Below are 20,069 nucleotides of genomic sequence, written 5' to 3' on the forward strand. Positions count from 1 at the left end.
TATATCTGCGACTTCCGTGCCGCGAATCAGGGAAATTGAGCATTGCTAATAGACAGTTGAGTTGATTTTTGCGAAAAAGTCGATCGACTTTTTCGCAATTGGTGATTTTCCTATTCGCCCAGCAGCGATTCAAATGCAGCTTGCAAAGACTTGATATCGCCTACTCTGGCTACTAACAAGTTTTCGCTGCCGGCATCCTCCAGCCTGTGCCTCCAATACTGGATGCTATCGGAGTTGTTCATCCAGAAACTAATCACGGTGTCTACAACTCGATCGACATCCCAGCCCCGGTAAGGAGAAACTGTCTCCACGGATGCCACAAACGCATCGAGAGTACACTTCCAGTTTCCCAAGTATTCTACACCCGACGGCTGCTGTTGTTTCAGCAATTCCTGCTGCTGGTTAAAAAATGTTAAAGTTGGAGATACGCCCAGGATTTCAAATGTATAGTTCATGTCATCCTCCAGAAGTATTATTTTGCCCAAAGATTGAGCATCCAAAAAAGCCAAAAACGCTTTAATTTGCTGCTTTTGATGGAATGCAGATGCTTCAATTATCCTTTTGGTACTCGATGGCTTACGCCCCGCTACGCTAAGGGATTTTGGCGGCTTATCTTATTAATAGCAAATTTTTTAACAGCCGATTGTCACAGAATTTACATTTGTCCTGGCACTGTAGAAAAAAATAAAATCAATTTTTGATTAACTAGGCGTAAGGAAGACAATGCCTACCCGGAGAAAGTGAGACCTTTTAGATTTAAAAGTTTAGATCAAAAAATTGAATAATTGGCAATGACTGATGACGGGCAGAGTGTGGAGCACAGGCCTAAAGTAGCTTTTTTTATGGAGTGTGACTTTTTGACCGGGAGTCCCTAGAGCGATCGCCACATTCAGGCAAGTAGTGCCATGATTAATGTTACAAGTTTTTACACTAGCGGTGGAAACCTCAGCCCCGTTTTGAGTTGCCGACCACCGCACTTCACTCTTGCTGTACAACTTTGTAACTTATATCTAGGGCATCTTTTAAACGACAAACGATACGTAAACTCGGTAGGTGTCAGAATATTGATGTTATTGAAAAATCTGAGCAGTTGTGTGATGAAAAGCTCGCCCAAGATGTCACTAAGCCTAGTTTTGTTGATACCGCTGGTGGTGCAAATCTCCGTAGCAGTCGGCGTGACAGGATGGCTGTCGTTTCGCAACGGCCAGAAAGCTGTCAATGACCTTGCTACGAGGTTAAGCTTGGAAGTTGCAGCGAGGACGAAAGAAAATTTCCGCAGTTTTGGGGATGTGTCTCATTTATTCCTGCAAATGAATACTGCTGCGATCGCCTCTGGAAACTTAGACCCGGAAGACCTCCCCAACTTAGAGCGCTATTTGTGGAACCAGACCAAGCTGAGCGATCGAAATACAACCATCTACTACGGCGACGAACAGGGCAGATTCGTCTTGCTCAAGCGAGAAGCAGAACACTTAGTATACATCAGAGATGAATCAACCGCTCCAAACCGCCAAATTTATCGCCTGGATAGCCAAGGAAATCGCACGGAGCTAATCAAAACCGTCCCCTATGACCCCCGTACTAGACCGTGGTACAAAGCTGCCAAACAGTCAGGCAAAGCCACTTGGTCTCCTATCTACACCTTCGCAGCACCGCCCGTGCTGGGGATTACGCCGGTGATGCCCATCTACAACCAAACGGGTAGCCTGCAGGGGGTACTGGCAATTGACCTGACTCTTTCTCAAATCAGCGATTTTCTCAAAAGCATCAAAATTAGCCCGTTGGGACAAGTCTTTGCGATCGAACGCAGCGGGGAAATAGTCGCCAGTTCCACAGACGAATTGCCCTTTGTCACCGACAAAGACGGACAAAAACGGCTGTTGGCGACACAGAGCAAAAATTTGCTAATTCGATCGGCCTCCACATACTTGCAAAAACGATTTGGTAGTTTTGAACAAATTGACAACCCAGGACAGTTTACCTTCGAGATAGACGGCAAACGTCAATTCATTACCGTTGCTCCCTTGCAAGACGGCCGCGGCCTCGATTGGCTGATTGTAGTCGCAATCCCGGAAGCAGACTTTATGGAGCAAATTAATGCCAACACTCGCACAACTATCTTATTGTGCTTTTTTGCCTTCGTACTGGCGATCGCACTCGGAATATTTACCACTCGCTGTGTTGTCAAACCGATTACTCGATTGCTGGAAGCTTCCAAAGCTTTAACCAAAATGTCGGAGTCATCCGACTTCACCTCTGCAGAATTAAACGGCGAAGTCGAAGTTCAAGGCGTCAAAGAACTCGGCTTTCTAGCTCAGTCTTTCAACCAAATGGCCCGACAATTGCGATCGTCTTTTATTGCCCTAGAACAAACCAACTCTAGTTTAGAACAGCGAGTAGCAGAGCGGACTGCCGAACTCGAAGCCGCCGAAGCAGAATTGCGGGCTTTGTTTGCAGCCATGAACGAATTAATTATAGTTGTGGACTCCACTGGTCGCTACTTAAAAATCGCGCCTACAAATATTTCTCTGCTCTACAAACCAGCCGAAGAATTAGTTGGCAAAACACTCAAAGATGTGTTTCCGCAAGCTACAGCCGACAATTTTATCAACCACATCCGAGCAGCTTTAGATACTCAGCAAACTGTCAGCATCGAGTACGATTTAACCATTGACAACCGCGAAGTTTGTTTTGCCGCCAGCATTTCACCGCTTTCAGAAGAATCCGTAATTTGGGTGGCCCGCGACATTACCGAACAGAAGCGAGCCGAATCGGCGCGACGCCAAAGGCAAAAACAATTGCTCAAACAAAATACGGTTTTGGTAGAACTGGCAAGAAATAAAGCGCTGTATCGAGGCGATTTGCAAGTAGCTTTGAGGCAAATCACCGAAGCGGCCGCTCATACCCTAGATGCAGAACGAGCCGGAGCATGGTTGTACGATGAAAGCCGATCGAAACTGCAATGTCTCGACCAATTTTACCGCAGCAACCACCAGCATTCCCAAGGTAATGAACTCGCAGCAGCAGACTATCCAGCTTATTTTCAAGCTTTGGAAGAACACCGGACGATCGCAGCCGACGACGCTCTTTCAGACATTAGAACGAGAGAATTTGTGGCATCTTACTTTGCACAAATGGGTACTACATCAACCTTAGATGCACCGGTGCGGCTGGGAGGACAAACAGTTGGAGTCATCTGTATCGAGCAAGTGGGAACTCCTCGCAACTGGACATTAGAAGAACAAAATTTTGCTGCTTCCCTGGCAGATTTGGTATCATTGGCGATCGAAGCCAGCGAGCGCGATCGTACACAAATCGCTTTGCGCCAAGCAGAACAAAAATATCGCAGCATCTTTGAAAATGCCGTCGAAGGCATTTTTCAAAGAACCCCCGAAGGCCAATTCTTGAGCGTAAATCCAGCTTTAGCGCGCATCTACGGCTACGCCACTCCCGAAGAATTAACATCAAATCTCACAAACATCAGACAGCAAGCTTACGTCAATCCTCAGCAGGGCGACAAGTTTATGCGGGTGATGGAAGAATTCGGAGAAGTTTCGGGGTTTGAGTCAGAAGTTTACCGCGTTGACGGCAAGGTAATTTGGATTTCCGAAAGCGCGCGTGCAGTGTGCGACGCCGACGGCAAGGTACTCTACTATGAAGGCAGCGTCGAGGATATTAGCGATCGCAAAGTCTTTGAATCCGCCTTGCAACTCGCCCTAGAAGCAGCCGAAGCCGCTTCCACCGCAAAAAGCGCCTTTTTAGCAAACATGAGCCACGAACTGCGAACACCTCTGAATGCCATCATCGGCTACAGCGAAATGCTCCAAGAAGAAACCGCAGAATTGGGCTACGATGAACTCACCCCAGATTTAGACAAAATTCGCTCTTCCGGCAGACACTTGCTATCACTAATTAACGACATTCTCGACATTTCTAAAATCGAAGCCGGCCGCATGGATCTTTACTTAGAAACCTTCGACATCGCCGCCTTGATTGAAGATGTCGCATCTACGGCCGTGCCACTAATTGAGAAAAACGGCAACACTCTAAACTTGCACCAAATTAGCAATATCGGCACTATGCACGGTGACATTACGAAATTGCAACAGATTTTATTAAATTTGCTGAGCAATGCCGCCAAATTCACTCAAAACGGTACAATTACCCTCACCGCTAGCCGAGAACAGATTGGGGGCGACAGCAGCGAAGCAAAACAAGAAAACACTTCTGAACCTGTAGCAAGCTCTCAATCTTCAATGGCTAGTAAAGAATTTTTAGTTGTGAATTGTATAGATACAGGAATTGGGATGACTCCCGACCAGTTGCAGCACATTTTCCAACCCTTTACCCAAGCAGACGCTTCCACCACCCGCAAATACGGCGGCACCGGTTTGGGACTAGCAATCAGCCAGCGTTTTTGCTTAATGATGGGCGGCAATATTTCCGTAAAAAGTCAGGAGGGTGTTGGTTCTACTTTTACCATTCGCTTGCCGATTAATCTGCAAAATTAGGGATCGTAACTGTTACACCGGCTCGGCATGGAAAGTAAAAATTACTAACTCCCAATTACCTTTGAATGCTTCTCGGATCGAGAGCGTCCCGCAGCCCATCCCCCAATAAATTAAACGCCAACACAGTCAAAATAATCAGTATCGCCGGAGGCCAAACCAACCAAGGCTGCAACACTAAAATTGAAGCATTAGTAGACAGGGATAATAAATTTCCCCAAGAAGGGTCGGGCTGTTGAATTCCCAAGCCAATTAAACTCAAAACCGACTCCGCCACAATAAAACCCGGAACCGACAAAGTAGCAGAAATAATTACATAAGTAGCAGTTTGTGGCAAAACGTGGCGGACAATAATATAAATTGGATTGGCGCCCATTGCCCGCGCCGCTTGCACGAATTCTAGCTGTTTAATTGACAGTACCTGACCGCGAATCACCCGCGCTAAACTCGCCCAACTGATAAATGAAGTAATCAGCACAATCAATATAAATCGTTGAGCACTTGTCAATCCCGGTGGCAATACTGCTGCTAGCGCTACTAATAAATAAAGACCGGGAATCGTCATCAATACTTCGGCGAAACGCATTAAAATACTATCAATCCAACTGCCGAAATAACCAGATATGCCTCCGATTAACAATCCCAAGGGAAAAGAAATCGCTATTCCTACTAAACCGATGCTGAGGCTAATTCTGCTGCCGTGTACTAAGCGACTGAATTGATCGCGAGCTTGTTCATCCGTGCCTAAAAGATTAATTTGGCCTTCTCCTGTAGTGCCAAATAGGTGTCTGTCTAAAGGCAAAATTCCTAAAAACTTATAGGGAGAAGCTTTGACAAACAAACCGACAGCAGAGGGTTTTTGCCAGTCTACGATTACCTCGCGAGCGCCGGTATTCGCATCCACTGGACCCTGAGTAGTCGGATAAACGTGGGGCCCGATAAATCGCCCGTCTTGGGTAGTTAAATGAATCTGAGTCGGTGGCAGCAATGAACCGTTTAATTGAGAGTCATAGGGGTCGTAAGGTGCCACAAATTCGGCGAAAAGTGCGACTGTATAAAAAATTAACAGTAGCATTGCTCCCAACCGAGCTAGAGGATTGTTTCTAAGATTTTGCCACCATTTCATAAGTTTTTAGGTTGAAAATTTTAAGTGGGTTAGTAATAAAGACTAAAGTTCTTAAAGTGCTTTGTAGAGACTTTAGTCTTTTCTTAATGGACTCAGCAGCCAAAAGTTAATTCCTGACTTATAAAAGTTTTCATAATTGAATTACTTACTACAAAAATTAGACTACTTGTGTTCATCTCCGACCAAGATTATTCTAGTTTCATCTTCTGCTATTTTTCCCAATTCCTCGCCGCTAAAAGGATTGTAGAAAAACGAGCCTGTTTGGGGCGGCAATTTGGGATTGAGTACAATTTCTACTATACTTTTTACAACCCCAGTGAGCGGGATTGCTAAGATAACTCCCAACAATCCTCCGACTCTTCCTCCTAAGAGCAAAGCTGTGAAAATAATTACCGGACTTAATCCGGTGAGATTGCCCATAATTCGGGGAGCTACTAAATTATCCTTGATTTGCTGAAGACCGATCGCCACTACCAAGACTTGCAGCGCCAGCCACCAATCAATAAACGCTACAATTATACTAACAGTGCCAATTCCCAAAGTTGCTCCAATAAACGGAATTATTTCCGTCAATCCTATAAACACGGCAAACAACAGAAAAAACGGCACTTGCAGCCACCAAAAAGCCAGAGTCAACGAGATGGCCATAAATAGTCCCAGCAATAACTGTCCCGATACAAATCGCTGGAGGTTTCTCTCCAAAGTCTCTGTTAAAACATAGCGAATGTCTGGGGAAAAAATGCTGGTCAAACCCTGCCACACTCTTTGCCCGTCTAGGAGCATATAAAAGGAAATCACTACAATAAAAATCAAGTCCAAAAACCAGTTAACAGTACCGACAACTAAGCCTAAACCCGTACCGGCGATCGCCTGGACTTGTCCCTGGACTCTAGCTGACAGTTGCTGCTCGAATATTTGCACGTCAAACGGTAAATTGCGCTCAGCACTCCAGGCTTGAAATTCACCTAGCTGCAGCCGCCCCGACTCCAGCAATTCCGGCAACCTCACCCCCAACTGGCTCGCTTGGCTGAACACCGGCGGCACAATAGTTAAACCGATTACTACTACTACCACACCTGCGGTTAAATAAACTAGGCCCGCAGCTACTCCCCGTGGCAAAAATACTTGCAGTCTTTTTACTGCATAATTTAATAAAAATGCAATGAGTCCCGCTGTTACTAAAATGCTCACCAGTTCCCCAACATAACTGACAGCAGTTAGGGTAAACCATCCCGTCACTAGCACTAGCAGCCAAGTAATTAGAAACTGTTGGAGGGGAGAAAAGAGACTATTCATTTTGATTTTTTTTAAATAAAGTGGCACAATTTTTTCATCATATGTGCCGTATTATACAATAAACACATGAGAGTATAGATTAGGAATAATCAGTTCAAGATTAGACTGACTTTTCTGTGCATTGATAGATAGGTGACGGCTAAGGCAGTTAGGGAGACACAATGCCAGCCCGATCGACCCCACAATCCGAAATCACTCTAATATTCAGTATGCCCCACAGACCGATCAAATTAAATGTCGATCGTACAAACTCGGATCAATTCGCCATTGTAAGGTGAAAGAGCACCACACTCACCCAAAAGGGGGACGCGGGATTGCTGAGGCCATCCGCTAAAATGAATCCAATATAAAAACCGCAATCTTTCTTTACAATCAAAAAACCACAGGCTAATAGCGGCGAGAGGAACTACCGTGACCAATCAAATTTTTTCAGAAGCGGAAGAAAAGCAACCCCTTCCCCCCGTGCAGAGCGGACGCGACAAGAACTCAGCAGTGGATGTACCTGAAAGTGGGGTCTCAGAAAACTCTCGCTGGTCATTCTCCGGTGAGGAAGATGAACGAGAAGTTGCCCTAGAAGCTCCAGAAATGGAGGGGGAACAATCAGAAGAGTGGGAACCAGAAGCACCAGAAGTTGGGCCCCGTAAAGAAATCAGGTGGCCGGCCTTGTTGGCGGGCGCGGGGGTTGGCGTGGCTGCAACGCTGCTAGCAGTAAACTTGACTGGGGGCAAGCAGAGTTCACCTCCGGCAGCTCCAATTCCATCGGCAACTCAGCAGGCGACAGCTCCGACGGTGACAGTGGCGCCTGTGGAATCTGCCCAGGTGGGTGAAACTCTGGAAGCGACGGGCGCGGTGGCAGCCTATGACTTGCTGCCGGTACTGCCACAGGCCAACGGTTTGCAAATCAAGCAGGTGTTGGTGAATGAAGGGGATGCCGTAGAAAAAGGTCAGACGATGGCGGTTTTGGACGATTCGGTGCTACGATCGCAAATTGCCGAAGCGCTTGCGGGAGTACAATCGGCCAATTCTACGGTAGAACAAGCCGAAGCTCAGGTACAGCAAGCTCAGTCAGCCCAACAAGAAGCCCAAGCCGGCGTCGCTCAAGCCCAAGCTGGCGTTGAAAAAGCCATCGCTGACGCAGCGCAAGCTAGAACAGGCGTCGGGCAGGCAAGGGCAGGTGTGGAACAAGCTAAAGCAGGTGTCACTCAAGCTAAAGCAGGCATTGCCTCCGCTCAGGCTAAATTAGATCAAGCTCAAAGAGAAGTAAATCGCACCCAAGATTTGGCGACCCAGGGAGTAATTAGTCAACAAGATTTAGAAAGACGCAAGACAGAGCGGCAGACTGCTGTTCAAGACTTGAACAAAGCTAAAGCTGACTTGAATACAGCTTTGGAAGAACAGAATAAAGCAGCGGAAGAAGTGCAATCTTCTCTGGCTAAAGTAGCTACTGCTGAAGCTAATATCAGTACGGCTAGAGCCGCCCTCGCCAGCGCTCGTGCAAAAGTGAATACGGCCGGAGCGAGTGTCAGCAGTGCCAGAGCAAATGTCGGAAATAACGCAGCAAGTGTCCGCAGCAATGATGCCCAAGTCAAACAGTTACAAACTCAACTAGAACAAACAATTGTTCGAGCGCCAGATAGTGGCACTGTGGCTGAAAGAATTGGTCGAGTTGGTGATGTTTCTTCGGGAAGTCAAAAACTCTTTTCGATTATTCGCGGCAACAAGCTGGAACTGCAATTGAAAGTACCGGAAACTCAGGTTTCGCAAGTCCGGCCGGGAACAGCAGTGCAAATTACTTCTGACTCTGACAAGCGGATTAAGTTGTCAGGAACTGTGCGAGAGATTTCGCCGCTAGTTGACCCGCAAAATCGACAAGCTACGGTGAAGATTGATTTGCCAGCAAGCGAGTTTTTGCGATCGGGAATGTTTTTGCGCGCATCTATTTCGACCGCAACGGCTCAAGGTTTGAAAGTGCCTGCTAAAGCTATTGTGCCGCAACCTGACGGCAGTTCTATTGTTTATAAACTTGTGGGCGAGGACAAGGTACAGGCTCAACCAGTGGAAGTTGGGGAAATTTCCGGGGGTGCTGTGGGCGATTTGACTGCTGCTAAGGTGGTGGTTAAAAAGGGTTTGAAGGCGGGCGATCGGGTGGTTGTTACTGGGGCTGGTTTTCTTAAGGATGGCGCTGAGGTTAAGGTTACTAAATAGTTATTGGTTAGGGCTATTTAGAGTTAGGGTTATTTAGAGATTATTGCCTTTTTTTTGCCCCAGATGAAGGCTGATCGACGCCGATGAACGCAGATAACCACTGCCAATATTTCGATTGCGCACGTCTACGGAGATTGCATAATTAAAGCAAAGTTAACAGTCAACAATCACGGACGGTACAACCGGAATTGATATCAATTATGTCTTTGGTAAATATCAGTTTCTAACTTTCTGGGAGATCTGTTCGTACCGGCAGCCTCACGCTAAACCTTGCTCCTTGTCCCTCACCTGAACTTTCTGCACCAACAGTACCGCCGTGGAGTTCTACTAAATGACGGACGATCGAGAGTCCTAGCCCCAATCCAGCCTCTCTGCGAGAGAAACTACTATCGGCCTGACGGAAGCGCTCGAACACATAGGGGAGAAAATCAGGGTGAATGCCCTTACCAGTATCGCTAACTTGGATTTGAGCCATGCCATCAATGTAGTCTAATGCGACTTCAATTCTTCCTCCGGCTGGGGTGAATTTAATCGCGTTTGAAAGTAGATTCCACACTACCTGTTGTAAACGGTTTGGATCGCCCAATACGTTTAGTTTTAAAGGAGTTAGCCTGCATTCCATTTGAAGATTTTTCGCTTCTGCTGCCAAACGAACCACCTCGATCGCATTTTCAACCAGTGGATTCAGCTCAATTTCAGAAGCATTGAGCCGAAATTGGCCTGTGGTAATCCGCGAAACGTCTAAGATGTCATCGATGAGCTGGTTTTGTGCTTTGGCGGCGCGCTCGATCGTTTTTAGCGCCTCCTCCGTTTTAGCCTGGTCAAATTTTTTCAGGCGCAGCAACTGTGCCCACCCAATCATCGCATTGAGCGGCGTCCGCAGTTCGTGAGAGAGGACGGACAAAAACTCATCTTTGATGCGGTTGGCATCCTCAGCAGCCGCACGAGCCAATTGTGCTTGAATCCGAAGGTTGCGTTCTGTCTCTAACTGTTTTTGCTCCGTAATATCCTCGATCGCCAACAGAATCATCTGTGTATCGCCGATGGGAGGCATTTTGCGGCCATTGAGCAGCATTATTTTATGCCCGATATGCTCAAAGTCATGCTCGACTTCAAAATCTTGAAACTCGGGATTGCCTGCCAGAATTTGTGTTAGGAGCGATCGCAACTTGGGAAGATTCCACTGTCCATTACCTAGATCGAACAATGAGCGCTGCTGTGTTTGACTCGGCGTCACCTGAAACGTCTCGTAGAAAGAACGGTTGGCGGTGATCGCCTGCAGGTTTAGATCCAAGACTACCAACGGTACCCGCACGGTTTCGACGATCGTTTCGGCGTAGTTTTTCGCTTCCATCAACTGCTGGGCGCTGACTTTGAGATCGTGGATATCCACCAACATCACCACAGCCCCATCAATCTTGTGGTCGATCGTGCGATACGGTCGAATATGCAGATCGTACCAACGACCCTCTCGATCTTGAACCTCCTGAACTTTCAAATTGAGGGTGCGGATCACGTCTACAATCATTGGCTCTAACTCCGGCACTATCAACTTGTGAGTGATGTCGCTCACACAGCGCCCGACATCGCTAGAAATCAAGTTGAAGATGCTTTCGATTGCGGGCGTAAACCGGCGGATTCGCAGGTCGCCTCCCACCATCAGAATCGGAATATTGATGGTGCTGAGCAGATTCTGTAAATCGTTACTCACCTGAGTTGATTCAATATTGCGCCGCTGCAATTCGTCATTAATCGTGTTCAGTTCTTCATTGGTTGCCTGAATCTCTTCTTTTGCGGTTTCGAGTTCCTCATTTGTACTTTGCAACTCTTCGTTGTTCGACAAAATCTCCTCGTTGGCGGCTCTCAAATCTTGGTTAGCGGCTTGATGTTCTTGGACGATCGATTGCAGGTGGTCTTTGGTGTTTTTGAGTTCTTCTTGCAGCCTCGCAATCTCCAAACTTTCACCCTCTAAAGCATCAGAGTTGACTCTAGCATCGTTTACAGCAGCAGGCATTGCAGGGATCGGCGACTCGTCTTGAAACAAAACTAAAAAATAGTTTTTTGTGGCAGCGCCTGTTGGGAATGGAATCACATTAATTTTGACCTGGCGGATGCGATCCCTTTCTCTAATTTGCAAGCCTTCGCGCGCGATCGGCAACTGCTGCTTGGAGGCCTGTTCAATTGCAGTGCGGAGTTCGACGCGCAATCCTTCTTTTGCCATTCTCAGCAAATTCAAGCTAGCCCTACCGGGAGACGGTTCTAGGTAGGCATTCGTCTGTCCTCGAAATTGCAGAATCTCCCTGGCGGTGTTAATCACGACGCCGACAGGCGCATAGTGATTCAAAACAATGCGATCGGCCTGTTTCTCAATTTCCATTTCATTTAAGCTTTCCGTCAGCAGCGGTGGAAAGTTGACGGCTGTCGCAGGATAGTTGCTAGCAGTTAAATCCATGCTGAGCCAATGCGACAGCAGTTTTTTAGTATAAATTTTGTTCTTTTTGTCTAATAGCGCAAACAATTCTGAAAAGTCACCAACCGTTTCCGAAGTGCCTAACAGCAAAAAGCCCGCGGGCCGAAGCCCATAGTGGAAAATTGGCAGCAGCTTTTTCTGCAAAGGCGGGCCGAGATAGATCAGCACGTTCCGACAGGTGATCAAATCCATCCGGGAAAACGGCGGATCGCCGATCAGGTTGTGTTTAGCAAAGACGCAGAGTTCTCGCACCGGCTGAGCGATTTGGTATCCGCCCTCGACTTGCACAAAGAACCGATGCAGCCGTTGGGGTGAAATATCCGCGACTTGGACTGGCGTATAAAATCCGCGGCGGGCCTGGGCGATCGCATTTTCGCTGATGTCTGTCGCATAAATCTGAATCGGCAGGTCGGTACCTCGATCTGCTAAAAACTCTAACAAGCAGATGGCGATCGAGCAAGCTTCTTCACCGGTTGAACAGCCGGCCACCCAAATTCGGATCGGTGTTTTCGGTGATTTATCTTTGACGATTTCGGGAAAAACTTTGCTGCTTAAGGCCTCAAAGCTTTCGGGGTCACGGAAAAAGCTGGTGACATGAATGAAGATATCGTGATAAAGCGCCGTTACTTCTGTCGGGTTGTTTTGGAGATATTCGGCATAATCCTCGATCCGTTCCAGCTTGTACAGCAACATCCGCCGCTGCATCCGCCGCTTCAAGGTGGTTTGTTTGTAGTGAGTAAAATCAACTCCTGTAACGGCGCGCAGCAAAGAGTATATTGTGGCGATCGCATCTTTAGTTTCGATCGCATTTTCGCTGGTGGTTGATTCTGCAGCAGACCCCTCGGCAATATAGGGATGACGGCCGATCTCTGCTATTTTCTGGGCAATTTTTTCCGGTGTCAAGATAAAGTCTACCTGTCCTGTAGCCACTGCAGTGTTCGGCATACTGCTGACTTGTGCCGATTCTTCACATTGGGCAAAAGTAATACCGCCCGCGGCCTTAATCGCTTTTAACCCTTGGGCACCATCGCTGTCGCCCCCGGACAAAACGACGCCGATGGCTTGGTTCCCGCGTTCTGCGGCGAGGGAAAGCAGAAAAGTATCGACGGACATAAATATCCCGCGTACTCTGCCGCGAGGTGTTAGCTTCAGCACCCCTCGATCGATGGTCATGCTGACATTCGGGGGGATCACGTAGACCTGATTCGGTGCTATTTGCATCCCATCTGTTATCTCCTGCACGGGCATCTGGGTCGATCGACCCAGAATCTCACTCAACACACTTTCCTGAGTCGGCAACATATGCTGAATTATTACAAACGCCATGCCGGTATCGATCGGCAAATGCCTGAGTAATTCGGTAAAAGCTTCCAATCCACCCGCAGAGGCTCCTATCCCGACGACTGGAAATAACTCGTTTTGATTGTTCTGTTGCTTTCCTTCAGCTTTCATAACAGCTTGAGTTTGAGATTTCTTGGATTTCTTTTTTTCAGTCATTTTTTATACCCTGTTTTTTACTGTCTAAATAAATATTATGAAAAAAAATTTTTTATTTTTATTATATCTAATATAGCTATCATAAAATGAAATCTTACCCATCTACCAGAGGATATATTGAGGCGCACTATGCGCGTGCGATTTTCAAATTATTATTATTATTATTATTATTGATAACTATACTGCCTGGATAAACGGGGACAATCGTGATGGTTGAAGTCTGCCATTAATTTTACTAATTGTACTCTGAAAATTTGATAAAAAGTAAATTTTCTACATTCTGCGATCGTAGCAATTCTATGAAGTTTTCCCTAAATTCCAGTTCCCCTAAATCCACCAACTCATCAAAAAAATTCAAACCCAACTCTTGTCCGCCCTTCTCAAGCAGTGGGGCTAGGGAGAAGTTACGGGAAAAGAAAACTGTACAATTAAGTAGATAAACTTAAGAAAACAGAACACCCTAAAGAACGGCAATTAATTTCGTTTTTAGGCAGGTTGTGGCATCGCAAATTCGCTAGTGCCCCGTCGATGTAAACTAAGATGATTTTCTAAGTGTCTCATCACGACTTATTGAGGCATTTTTACCTTTTTAGTCATTTCCAGGGTATCGTCGATCGGTCGTTGCCAATATTGCTCAAATTCAGCAAATACCTCATGAACTTCTTCTGCTTTTGAAGTTTGAAGCTGTTAATTGGCCGAGAGAATCTAATAAGTGAATTTTTTTAATCTTCCCAAAGTCCGGCAATCCTAGCTAAAGTCGTAAAGAAAAGTAACAAAGATATATTTTAATTGGCTTCGGGAAATTAGGGAACTCCCAGCAGCACGGCAAAGTTCTGATTCTCAAGACAGGCTGCGGGGGGTAACGGCTGTGAGAAAGGGCTATTCTGCGGTGGCGCTACCGATGTTGCTGAGGAAAGTGGACGATCGCGAGTTTATGGTGCGATCGTTTGTGGCGATGGGATGGCGGCACAGTCAAACAGCGGACTCAATGGCTGCGCTGTTAAAAATGATGCAGTGCGATCGCGCGATCGGAACGTGCGCGCAGAAGCCGCTAACTCTTTGTCAAGGTTCGGAACCGAGGCGATTGCTCATTTAGTGGCAGCTTTTGCCCGCGATGACAATTGGCTCGTCTGCGGCAGTATCATGGCTCGGTTGTGCGATCGGCGATCGGCCAAAATTGATTGTCCCCATGCTATACTCAAAATCAGAAAATAGTTGTACAATGTTTTTCTAGTCATTTTTTACCGCTGCGCCTCCAAAGTCAAAGAAGGTGAAAACAGGTAAAAAACACTAAGCGCGGGCGTAATTCAGTGGTAGAATGTCAGCTTCCCATGCTGAACGTCGTGGGTTCGAGTCCCACCGTCCGCTTTGACTGAATTTTCATAGAAGTATGAAAATTAATTAGTGCTATAAATTCAATCTATGGCTTCTTTCTTAACCGCTGCTTTATATAAGTTCGTTGAACTACCTGATTTTGCTGAGCTGAAAGCACCGCTACTCGATTGTTGCAACAACAACAACGTCAAAGGCACTATCTTGCTGGCCCAAGAAGGCATCAATGGCACGATTGCCGGCTCATCCGAGGGCGTACACGCAGTGCTGGCATTCTTGCGTAGTGACCCGCGTTTTGCGGATCTCGTGCACAAGGAATCGTTATCGGAAAAAGCACCTTTTTACCGCCTGAAAATACGCTTGAAGCGCGAAATCGTCACGATGGGAGTACCGGACATTAATCCCCGCCTCATGGCTGGCAAATATGTTAAGCCGGAGGAGTGGAATAAGCTGCTTGACGACCCCGATGTTGTCGTGGTTGATGTGCGTAATGACTTCGAGGTATCTATGGGTACTTTTGAAGGTGCTATTAATCCAAAAACAAAAAGCTTTTCTGAGTTACCTGAATGGGCGCTGCGGGAAACTGCTTTACGCACTAAACCCAAGGTGGCAATGTTTTGCACGGGTGGTATTCGCTGCGAGAAATCTACTGCTTTTTTGCGTAGTCAAGGTTTTGATGAAGTCTATCATCTCGAAGGCGGAATTTTAAAATATTTGGAAACGGTGCCGGAAGCAGAAAGTCGTTGGGAAGGCGAATGTTTTGTCTTTGATGAACGGGTTTCTGTTGGTCAGGGGTTAAAGCCGGGAAACTATGAACTTTGTCGCGGTTGTCGTCACCCGATTAGTCAGGAAGATAAGGCTTCGGAATTATTTGTACTTGGTGTGAGTTGTCCTCATTGTCATGACTCAAAAACTGAAACCAAAAAACAAGCCTTATCTGAACGTCAACGTCAGATTGAGCTTGCTAAGCGTCGCAACCAAGTACATATAGGCGCGCGCTACGATGCGAAGGAAAAATTAGATGGTGCGATCGACTAATATTATTATTCACTAAGCTCAAAGAAACCCGGTTTCTACGAAAAATCTTGTTTGGCGACGAGAAATATCGAAAGAAACCGGGTTTCTGACCCGAAAAACCCGATCGCGCGATCGACTAAACATATAATATGTCAGCAACATACCCGATTTTGTATTCCTTCCGCCGCTGTCCCTATGCTATGCGCGCGCGCTTGGCCTTGATGGTTAGCAATCGGGTGTGTGAGTTGCGGGAAGTTGTTTTACGAGACAAACCACCAGAGATGTTGGAGGTATCTGCCAAAGGTACAGTACCAATATTAATTGATGTTGACGGGCGGGTACTCGATCAAAGTATCGATATCATGTTGTGGGCATTGAGACAACACGATCCTGAAAAATGGTTGATGCCACAGCTAGGTTCTGTTACAGAAATGCTGGAACTAATTGCTCTATTTGATGATAGGTTTAAATATCATCTTGACCGTTATAAGTACCCCGATCGTTATCCAGGCGTTGATGCACAAATACATCGCTATGAAGGTTCTTTATTCCTGGACAAACTCAATGCACAGTTAAGCGCCACTAAATATTTATTTGGTAATAATGTAGCATTGGCTGATATGGCGATCGCACCTTTTGTCCGTCAATTCGCTCATACGGATCGAGCTTGGTTTAACGAACAGCCTTGGCCACAGCTACAAGCTTGGTTAGCAGGGTTTACAGACTCGGAAATTTATAGCAGTGTGATGCAGAAATATCCGAAATGGGAATCCGGTAATCCAGGGGTTATTTTTCCTTCCTCGTAATTACTTATTCTTATTCGCTGCCCGCATATTTATTAATTCTCAAAATGTTATTTGCCATGCTAAACTTATTGTTTTGAGAATACCAGATTTACCCAAAGCATCCAGGGTACAAGCCCCCGGATTCATCGGTGAATAAATAAAAAACCTGTATCCGATAAATAAGCCCCCGAATTTATCCGTGGGGTGAATCCTTCAATTCTTTAATTTAAAATCTAAAATCTAAAATCTAAAATCGATTGACTGTCATTTGACTAGAAAAGTGATGCAGGCAAAAATCGCATTTTGCTAAAATTTTTAACTGGAAAGGATTTATTGTAATCTAGTAAGTATTGTCAGGCTGAAATTATGATTGATGTTGGTTCGTTAGTTCGATCGCCCAGAAACGATTTGGGAGTCGGAAAAGTTGTCGAGGTATCGCGTACCGAGGCGGTAGTTGAATATTTTTGCTCAGTTAAAAACCGCATCCGCAAAACTGTACCCTTGGGCTTGCTGCAAGAAGCGAGACTTCAGCGCCAAACCCGCTGCTACCTCTGGAGTACAAGTCAGGAAAGATGGATAATTGGGCGAGTTTATGACTGGGATGAAGATAAATTAGAGTACGAAATTGACCTCCCCGACAGCCAAAGTTTGCAAGCTGTTGAAACCGAACTGTACGTTCGCTGCAATATCCCGATCGCCGATCCGATCGACATTTTAGCAGTCAAAGGCCAAGAAACGCCGTATTTTCACGATCGCCGATTGGCATTCGTTCAATCTGCGATCGAACAGCGGGCCGTCAGCCGCGGCATGACGGGTTTAATTTCTGCTAACATAGACCTCTATCCGCACCAAGTTGAAGTCGTCCGGCGCGTCCTAGAAGACCCAATCGTGCGCTATTTATTGGCAGACGAACCAGGACTCGGAAAAACAGTAGAAGCCGGCACAATTCTCCGCCAATTTCTGCTAGATGAACCCAACGGACGCGCTGTGGTACTGGTTCCGAAATACTTGCTCGAACAGTGGCGGCAGGAGTTAGAAAATAAATTCTATTTGTCTCATTTTGCTGACAGAGTGCAGCTTGTGGCTGTTAGCGACATCAATCAAATTAGCCGCAACGCCAACCTCGATTTTCTGATTGTTGATGAAGCGCATGATGTGGCTGCAATGGCAAATTCGAGCGATCGCGCTCAGCAGCAGTCGTTTGAACTCTGTCAGAAACTAGCTCAGAAAAGCAAAAATGTATTGTTATTATCTGCAACGCCAGTTCTCGGCCGCGAGCAAGATTTTCTAACAATGCTGCACTTGCTAGATCCCACAACTTACCGTCTTGATGACCTGGAAAGCTTCAAAGAACAGGTGCGAAACCGTCAAGAAATCGGTGGCGCTTTGCTGGATTTCCGAGAAAATGCCAAGCCTGCTGTTTTGAAAACAAAACTCGCTCAACTTCGCACTATTTTTGCCAAAGATGATTATTTAATCGGATTAGCAACAGAGTTAGAAAGTTGTTTGAAAACGAAAGAAACTGCTGAACAGGCTCGGCTTGTCCGAATTATTCGCACTCACGTTAGCGATACCTACCGTCTGCACCGCCGCATCCTTCGCAACCGCCGCGATGCGGTTGAAGATGTGATTTTCGATCGAGATGCTGTTCCTAAAACTGAGTACGATCTGAATGATGAACAGTGGTCTGAAATTAAAACCGTACTCGATAAATGGCGCACAGTAGCTCCCAAGTCGAGCGAATACCAGAGAATTTTTCTGCTGTTTTTCCGCGCTTCCGGTACTTGGCTGAATGTTTTAGAACGGGTGGTCAAAGCTCGTTTGCAGAAAAAATCGACTCCAGAACTCGATCGCGAATTTGGACAAAATGACACGGCAATTTTGACAAAAACGGCGCTGTTTCCCGAAGAAAGGGAAATGCTGGAAACCTTGCTCAACACCCTGGAAAAGCCCCAGGAAGGACTCGATCGACTGAGTTTGTTACGAATCGCGATTCTCCGATTTCTGGCAGTTGCTTTGAAGGTTCCGCGCGAGTATCACAGCAAACCTCGCGATTTGCTGTCGAGAATTCAACAGCAAATTAAACGACCGATTCCGGGCGAGCGTTTCCCGAAAATTGTGATTTTTACCAGTTTTACGGCAACTTGTAAAGAGATTGCGGAAAATTTAGCGAAAATCTTTGGTAAAAATGCGATCGCCAGCCATGAGACGAGCAAATCGGCTGATGATGTTGAGGCTAGTCTCAAGCGGTTTAAGACTGAACCGCATTGTTTTATCTTAGTGTGCGATCGATCGGCGGAAGTAGGGGTAAATCTACAAGTGACAGATTGGTTAGTTCACTTCGATTTGCCGTGGTTTCCCCGTCAGTTAGAACAAAGACTCGGCAGAGTCGATCGCATTGGCAGCAAAATGGGAGTCCAATTTTGTTTGTTTGCAGGCCCGGATTTGCCGGAGAGTCCCCACGAAGCTTGGTTTCAAGTTTTAAAAGATGGGTTTGATATCTTCAACAAATCTATTGCCAGCCTTCAGTTTTATGCTGAGGAAAAACTTCTCAAACTTGAAGAAAAGTTGTTTGCTGAGGGAGGCAAGGGCTTATCCAGCGAAATTGAATCGATTAAAACTGAAATCGAACAAGAGAAAATCAAAATAGACGAACAGTACGTTCTCGATGAAATTGATACTCTTGATGACAGCGCATCTCAGTATTTTGAAGCTCTCGACAACTGCGATGCTAAGCATAAAGAAATGCAGCGGGCTACTGAAGGTTGGTTGTGTCAAGCTCTTCACTTCAAACAAATCGAACATCCGAGTATATCGGGGTTGCTGCGCTATCAACCTACTCAAAAAACGTTGATTCCGTCCAACGATTTGAGAACCAGATTGATTCCTTATTGCCAGCAATATGGCAGTTACAATCGCCGCATTGCTTATCAGAATGCCGATGTCGCTCTTTACCGAATTGGTGAGGGATTGATCGATGCACTTGGCTCTTATATTCGCTGGGACGATCGCGGTCAAGCTTTTGCCATGTGGCGGCATGATGAAAGTTGGGATGCTGCGCCTGGGAAGGAGTGGTTCGGCTTTCAGTTTAATTATTCAATCCAGACTGATGTGCAGCCTGCCGAGCAAGTGTTGCAAGCACAAAACATCGAAAATTACAACTTAAAAGCTTTGCAGCGCCGCGCTGATTCTCTGTTTCTGCCAATTTTTGAAACTGTGTTTGTAGATGCTCGCAGCGAAGAAATGTCACTGGTGGAAGATGCGGAAATTCTGGCTATTTTGCAGCGGGCTTATAAGGGGAAAGGCGGGCCGAATCGGGATTACAATTTGTCGAAAAATCGCACGTCGCTGATTGATAGTTTTGTCGATCCGCTAGAATGGGATGATTTTTGCCAAAAGGGACGGGTGGTATCGGAGAAATTGCTGCGCGGGCGATCGGCTTTTGTGGAAATGTGCAATAGTTTCGCTGTCACTGCTGCTATCCAACTCGAAAACCGGGTGAATCAATTGCAATTGCGCTTGAATCGACTTTCTAAATCCGAACAACTTTTAGAATCGGTTTTAGCTGAGGAAATCAGTACGGAAAGTTTGTTGAGTGAAGCGGTTTTAGCTGGTATTCGCCGCCCGCACATGACTCTTGAGTCTGTGGGATTTATTGTGATTTCTGGGCGTCCTCCTGTAAAGTCGGAGGATGAAGGATAATTTGTTTGGGAGGGCGATCGCTCTTTTTGGGGCGATCGCTCTTTTTGAACCGCAGATGCAGGCGCATAAACGGGGATGAACGCAGATGGATAGATGGGGGATCAGTCTTATCTAAACTGCGGAAGTGACAG

At 46.2% G+C, this 20,069-nt stretch carries 11 protein-coding genes and 1 tRNA gene; 7 read left to right on the forward strand and 5 right to left on the reverse strand.

The features are described 5' to 3' along the window. Positions 1–110 precede the first annotated feature (110 nt). Positions 111–455 (reverse strand): hypothetical protein, encoded by a 345-nt coding sequence (locus QUA23_RS22895; RefSeq protein ID WP_333070902.1) that lies wholly within the window; start codon positions 453–455, stop codon positions 111–113. Positions 456–1,097: 642 nt separating this feature from the next. Between QUA23_RS22895 and QUA23_RS22900 the strand changes: the two genes are divergently transcribed. After that, positions 1,098–4,511, forward strand: coding sequence for a PAS domain S-box protein (locus tag QUA23_RS22900; RefSeq protein ID WP_333078406.1), 3,414 nt, complete (start codon positions 1,098–1,100; stop codon positions 4,509–4,511). Between the two features lie 55 nt (positions 4,512–4,566). Here the strand turns inward: QUA23_RS22900 and QUA23_RS22905 are convergent, their stop codons facing one another. Next, complete coding sequence (locus QUA23_RS22905) at positions 4,567–5,634, reverse strand: ABC transporter permease (protein ID WP_333071149.1); 1,068 nt, start codon at positions 5,632–5,634, stop codon at positions 4,567–4,569. A 162-nt stretch (positions 5,635–5,796) separates the two neighbouring features. After that, complete coding sequence (locus QUA23_RS22910; RefSeq protein ID WP_333078407.1) at positions 5,797–6,930, reverse strand: AI-2E family transporter; 1,134 nt, start codon at positions 6,928–6,930, stop codon at positions 5,797–5,799. Between the two features lie 411 nt (positions 6,931–7,341). On the opposite strand from QUA23_RS22910, the gene QUA23_RS22915 reads away from it, so the two are divergent. Further along, complete coding sequence (locus QUA23_RS22915) at positions 7,342–9,135, forward strand: efflux RND transporter periplasmic adaptor subunit (RefSeq protein WP_333078408.1); 1,794 nt, start codon at positions 7,342–7,344, stop codon at positions 9,133–9,135. A 223-nt stretch (positions 9,136–9,358) separates the two neighbouring features. On the opposite strand, the gene QUA23_RS22920 is transcribed toward QUA23_RS22915, so the two are convergent. Then, the gene (locus QUA23_RS22920) at positions 9,359–13,102 is read right to left on the reverse strand and encodes a chemotaxis protein CheB (RefSeq protein WP_333078409.1); all 3,744 of its coding nucleotides are present in this window, start codon (positions 13,100–13,102) and stop codon (positions 9,359–9,361) included. Between the two features lie 868 nt (positions 13,103–13,970). Here QUA23_RS22920 and QUA23_RS22925 point away from each other — a divergent pair. Further along, positions 13,971–14,198, forward strand: a complete 228-nt coding sequence (locus QUA23_RS22925) for a hypothetical protein (protein WP_333078410.1) — start codon at positions 13,971–13,973, stop codon at positions 14,196–14,198. On the opposite strand, the gene QUA23_RS22930 is transcribed toward QUA23_RS22925, so the two are convergent. Next, the gene (locus QUA23_RS22930; protein ID WP_333078411.1) at positions 14,191–14,340 is read right to left on the reverse strand and encodes a hypothetical protein; all 150 of its coding nucleotides are present in this window, start codon (positions 14,338–14,340) and stop codon (positions 14,191–14,193) included. The genes QUA23_RS22925 and QUA23_RS22930 overlap by 8 nt on opposite strands. A gap of 58 nt (positions 14,341–14,398) precedes the next feature. Between QUA23_RS22930 and QUA23_RS22935 the strand changes: the two genes are divergently transcribed. The 4 genes from QUA23_RS22935 (at position 14,399) to dpdE (ending at position 19,938) form a co-directional block, all read left to right on the forward strand. Beyond that, positions 14,399–14,470, forward strand: a tRNA-Gly gene (locus QUA23_RS22935). Positions 14,471–14,524: 54 nt separating this feature from the next. Continuing rightward, positions 14,525–15,472 (forward strand): oxygen-dependent tRNA uridine(34) hydroxylase TrhO, encoded by a 948-nt coding sequence (gene trhO / locus QUA23_RS22940; protein ID WP_333078412.1) that lies wholly within the window; start codon positions 14,525–14,527, stop codon positions 15,470–15,472. 128 nt (positions 15,473–15,600) lie between these two features. After that, positions 15,601–16,257 (forward strand): glutathione S-transferase, encoded by a 657-nt coding sequence (locus QUA23_RS22945; protein WP_333078413.1) that lies wholly within the window; start codon positions 15,601–15,603, stop codon positions 16,255–16,257. 345 nt (positions 16,258–16,602) lie between these two features. Continuing rightward, complete coding sequence (dpdE, locus tag QUA23_RS22950; protein WP_333078415.1) at positions 16,603–19,938, forward strand: protein DpdE; 3,336 nt, start codon at positions 16,603–16,605, stop codon at positions 19,936–19,938. The last annotated feature ends 131 nt before the right edge of the window (positions 19,939–20,069 follow it).

It is taken from the genome of Microcoleus sp. Pol1C5 (assembly GCF_036701115.1).
Classification (GTDB): domain Bacteria; phylum Cyanobacteriota; class Cyanobacteriia; order Cyanobacteriales; family Microcoleaceae; genus Microcoleus.

Excerpts from the sequence above, each read along its gene's own strand:
- dpdE (WP_333078415.1), top strand. The coding sequence starts at position 16,603 with ATGATTGATGTTGGTTCGTTAGTTCGATCGCCCAGAAACGATTTGGGA.
- trhO (WP_333078412.1), top strand. The coding sequence starts at position 14,525 with ATGGCTTCTTTCTTAACCGCTGCTTTATATAAGTTCGTTGAACTACCT.
- QUA23_RS22895 (WP_333070902.1), bottom strand. The coding sequence starts at position 455 with ATGAACTATACATTTGAAATCCTGGGCGTATCTCCAACTTTAACATTT.
- QUA23_RS22905 (WP_333071149.1), bottom strand. The coding sequence starts at position 5,634 with ATGAAATGGTGGCAAAATCTTAGAAACAATCCTCTAGCTCGGTTGGGA.
- QUA23_RS22910 (WP_333078407.1), bottom strand. The coding sequence starts at position 6,930 with ATGAATAGTCTCTTTTCTCCCCTCCAACAGTTTCTAATTACTTGGCTG.
- QUA23_RS22930 (WP_333078411.1), bottom strand. The coding sequence starts at position 14,340 with ATGACTAGAAAAACATTGTACAACTATTTTCTGATTTTGAGTATAGCA.
- QUA23_RS22945 (WP_333078413.1), top strand. The coding sequence starts at position 15,601 with ATGTCAGCAACATACCCGATTTTGTATTCCTTCCGCCGCTGTCCCTAT.
- QUA23_RS22900 (WP_333078406.1), top strand. The coding sequence starts at position 1,098 with ATGAAAAGCTCGCCCAAGATGTCACTAAGCCTAGTTTTGTTGATACCG.
- QUA23_RS22920 (WP_333078409.1), bottom strand. The coding sequence starts at position 13,102 with ATGACTGAAAAAAAGAAATCCAAGAAATCTCAAACTCAAGCTGTTATG.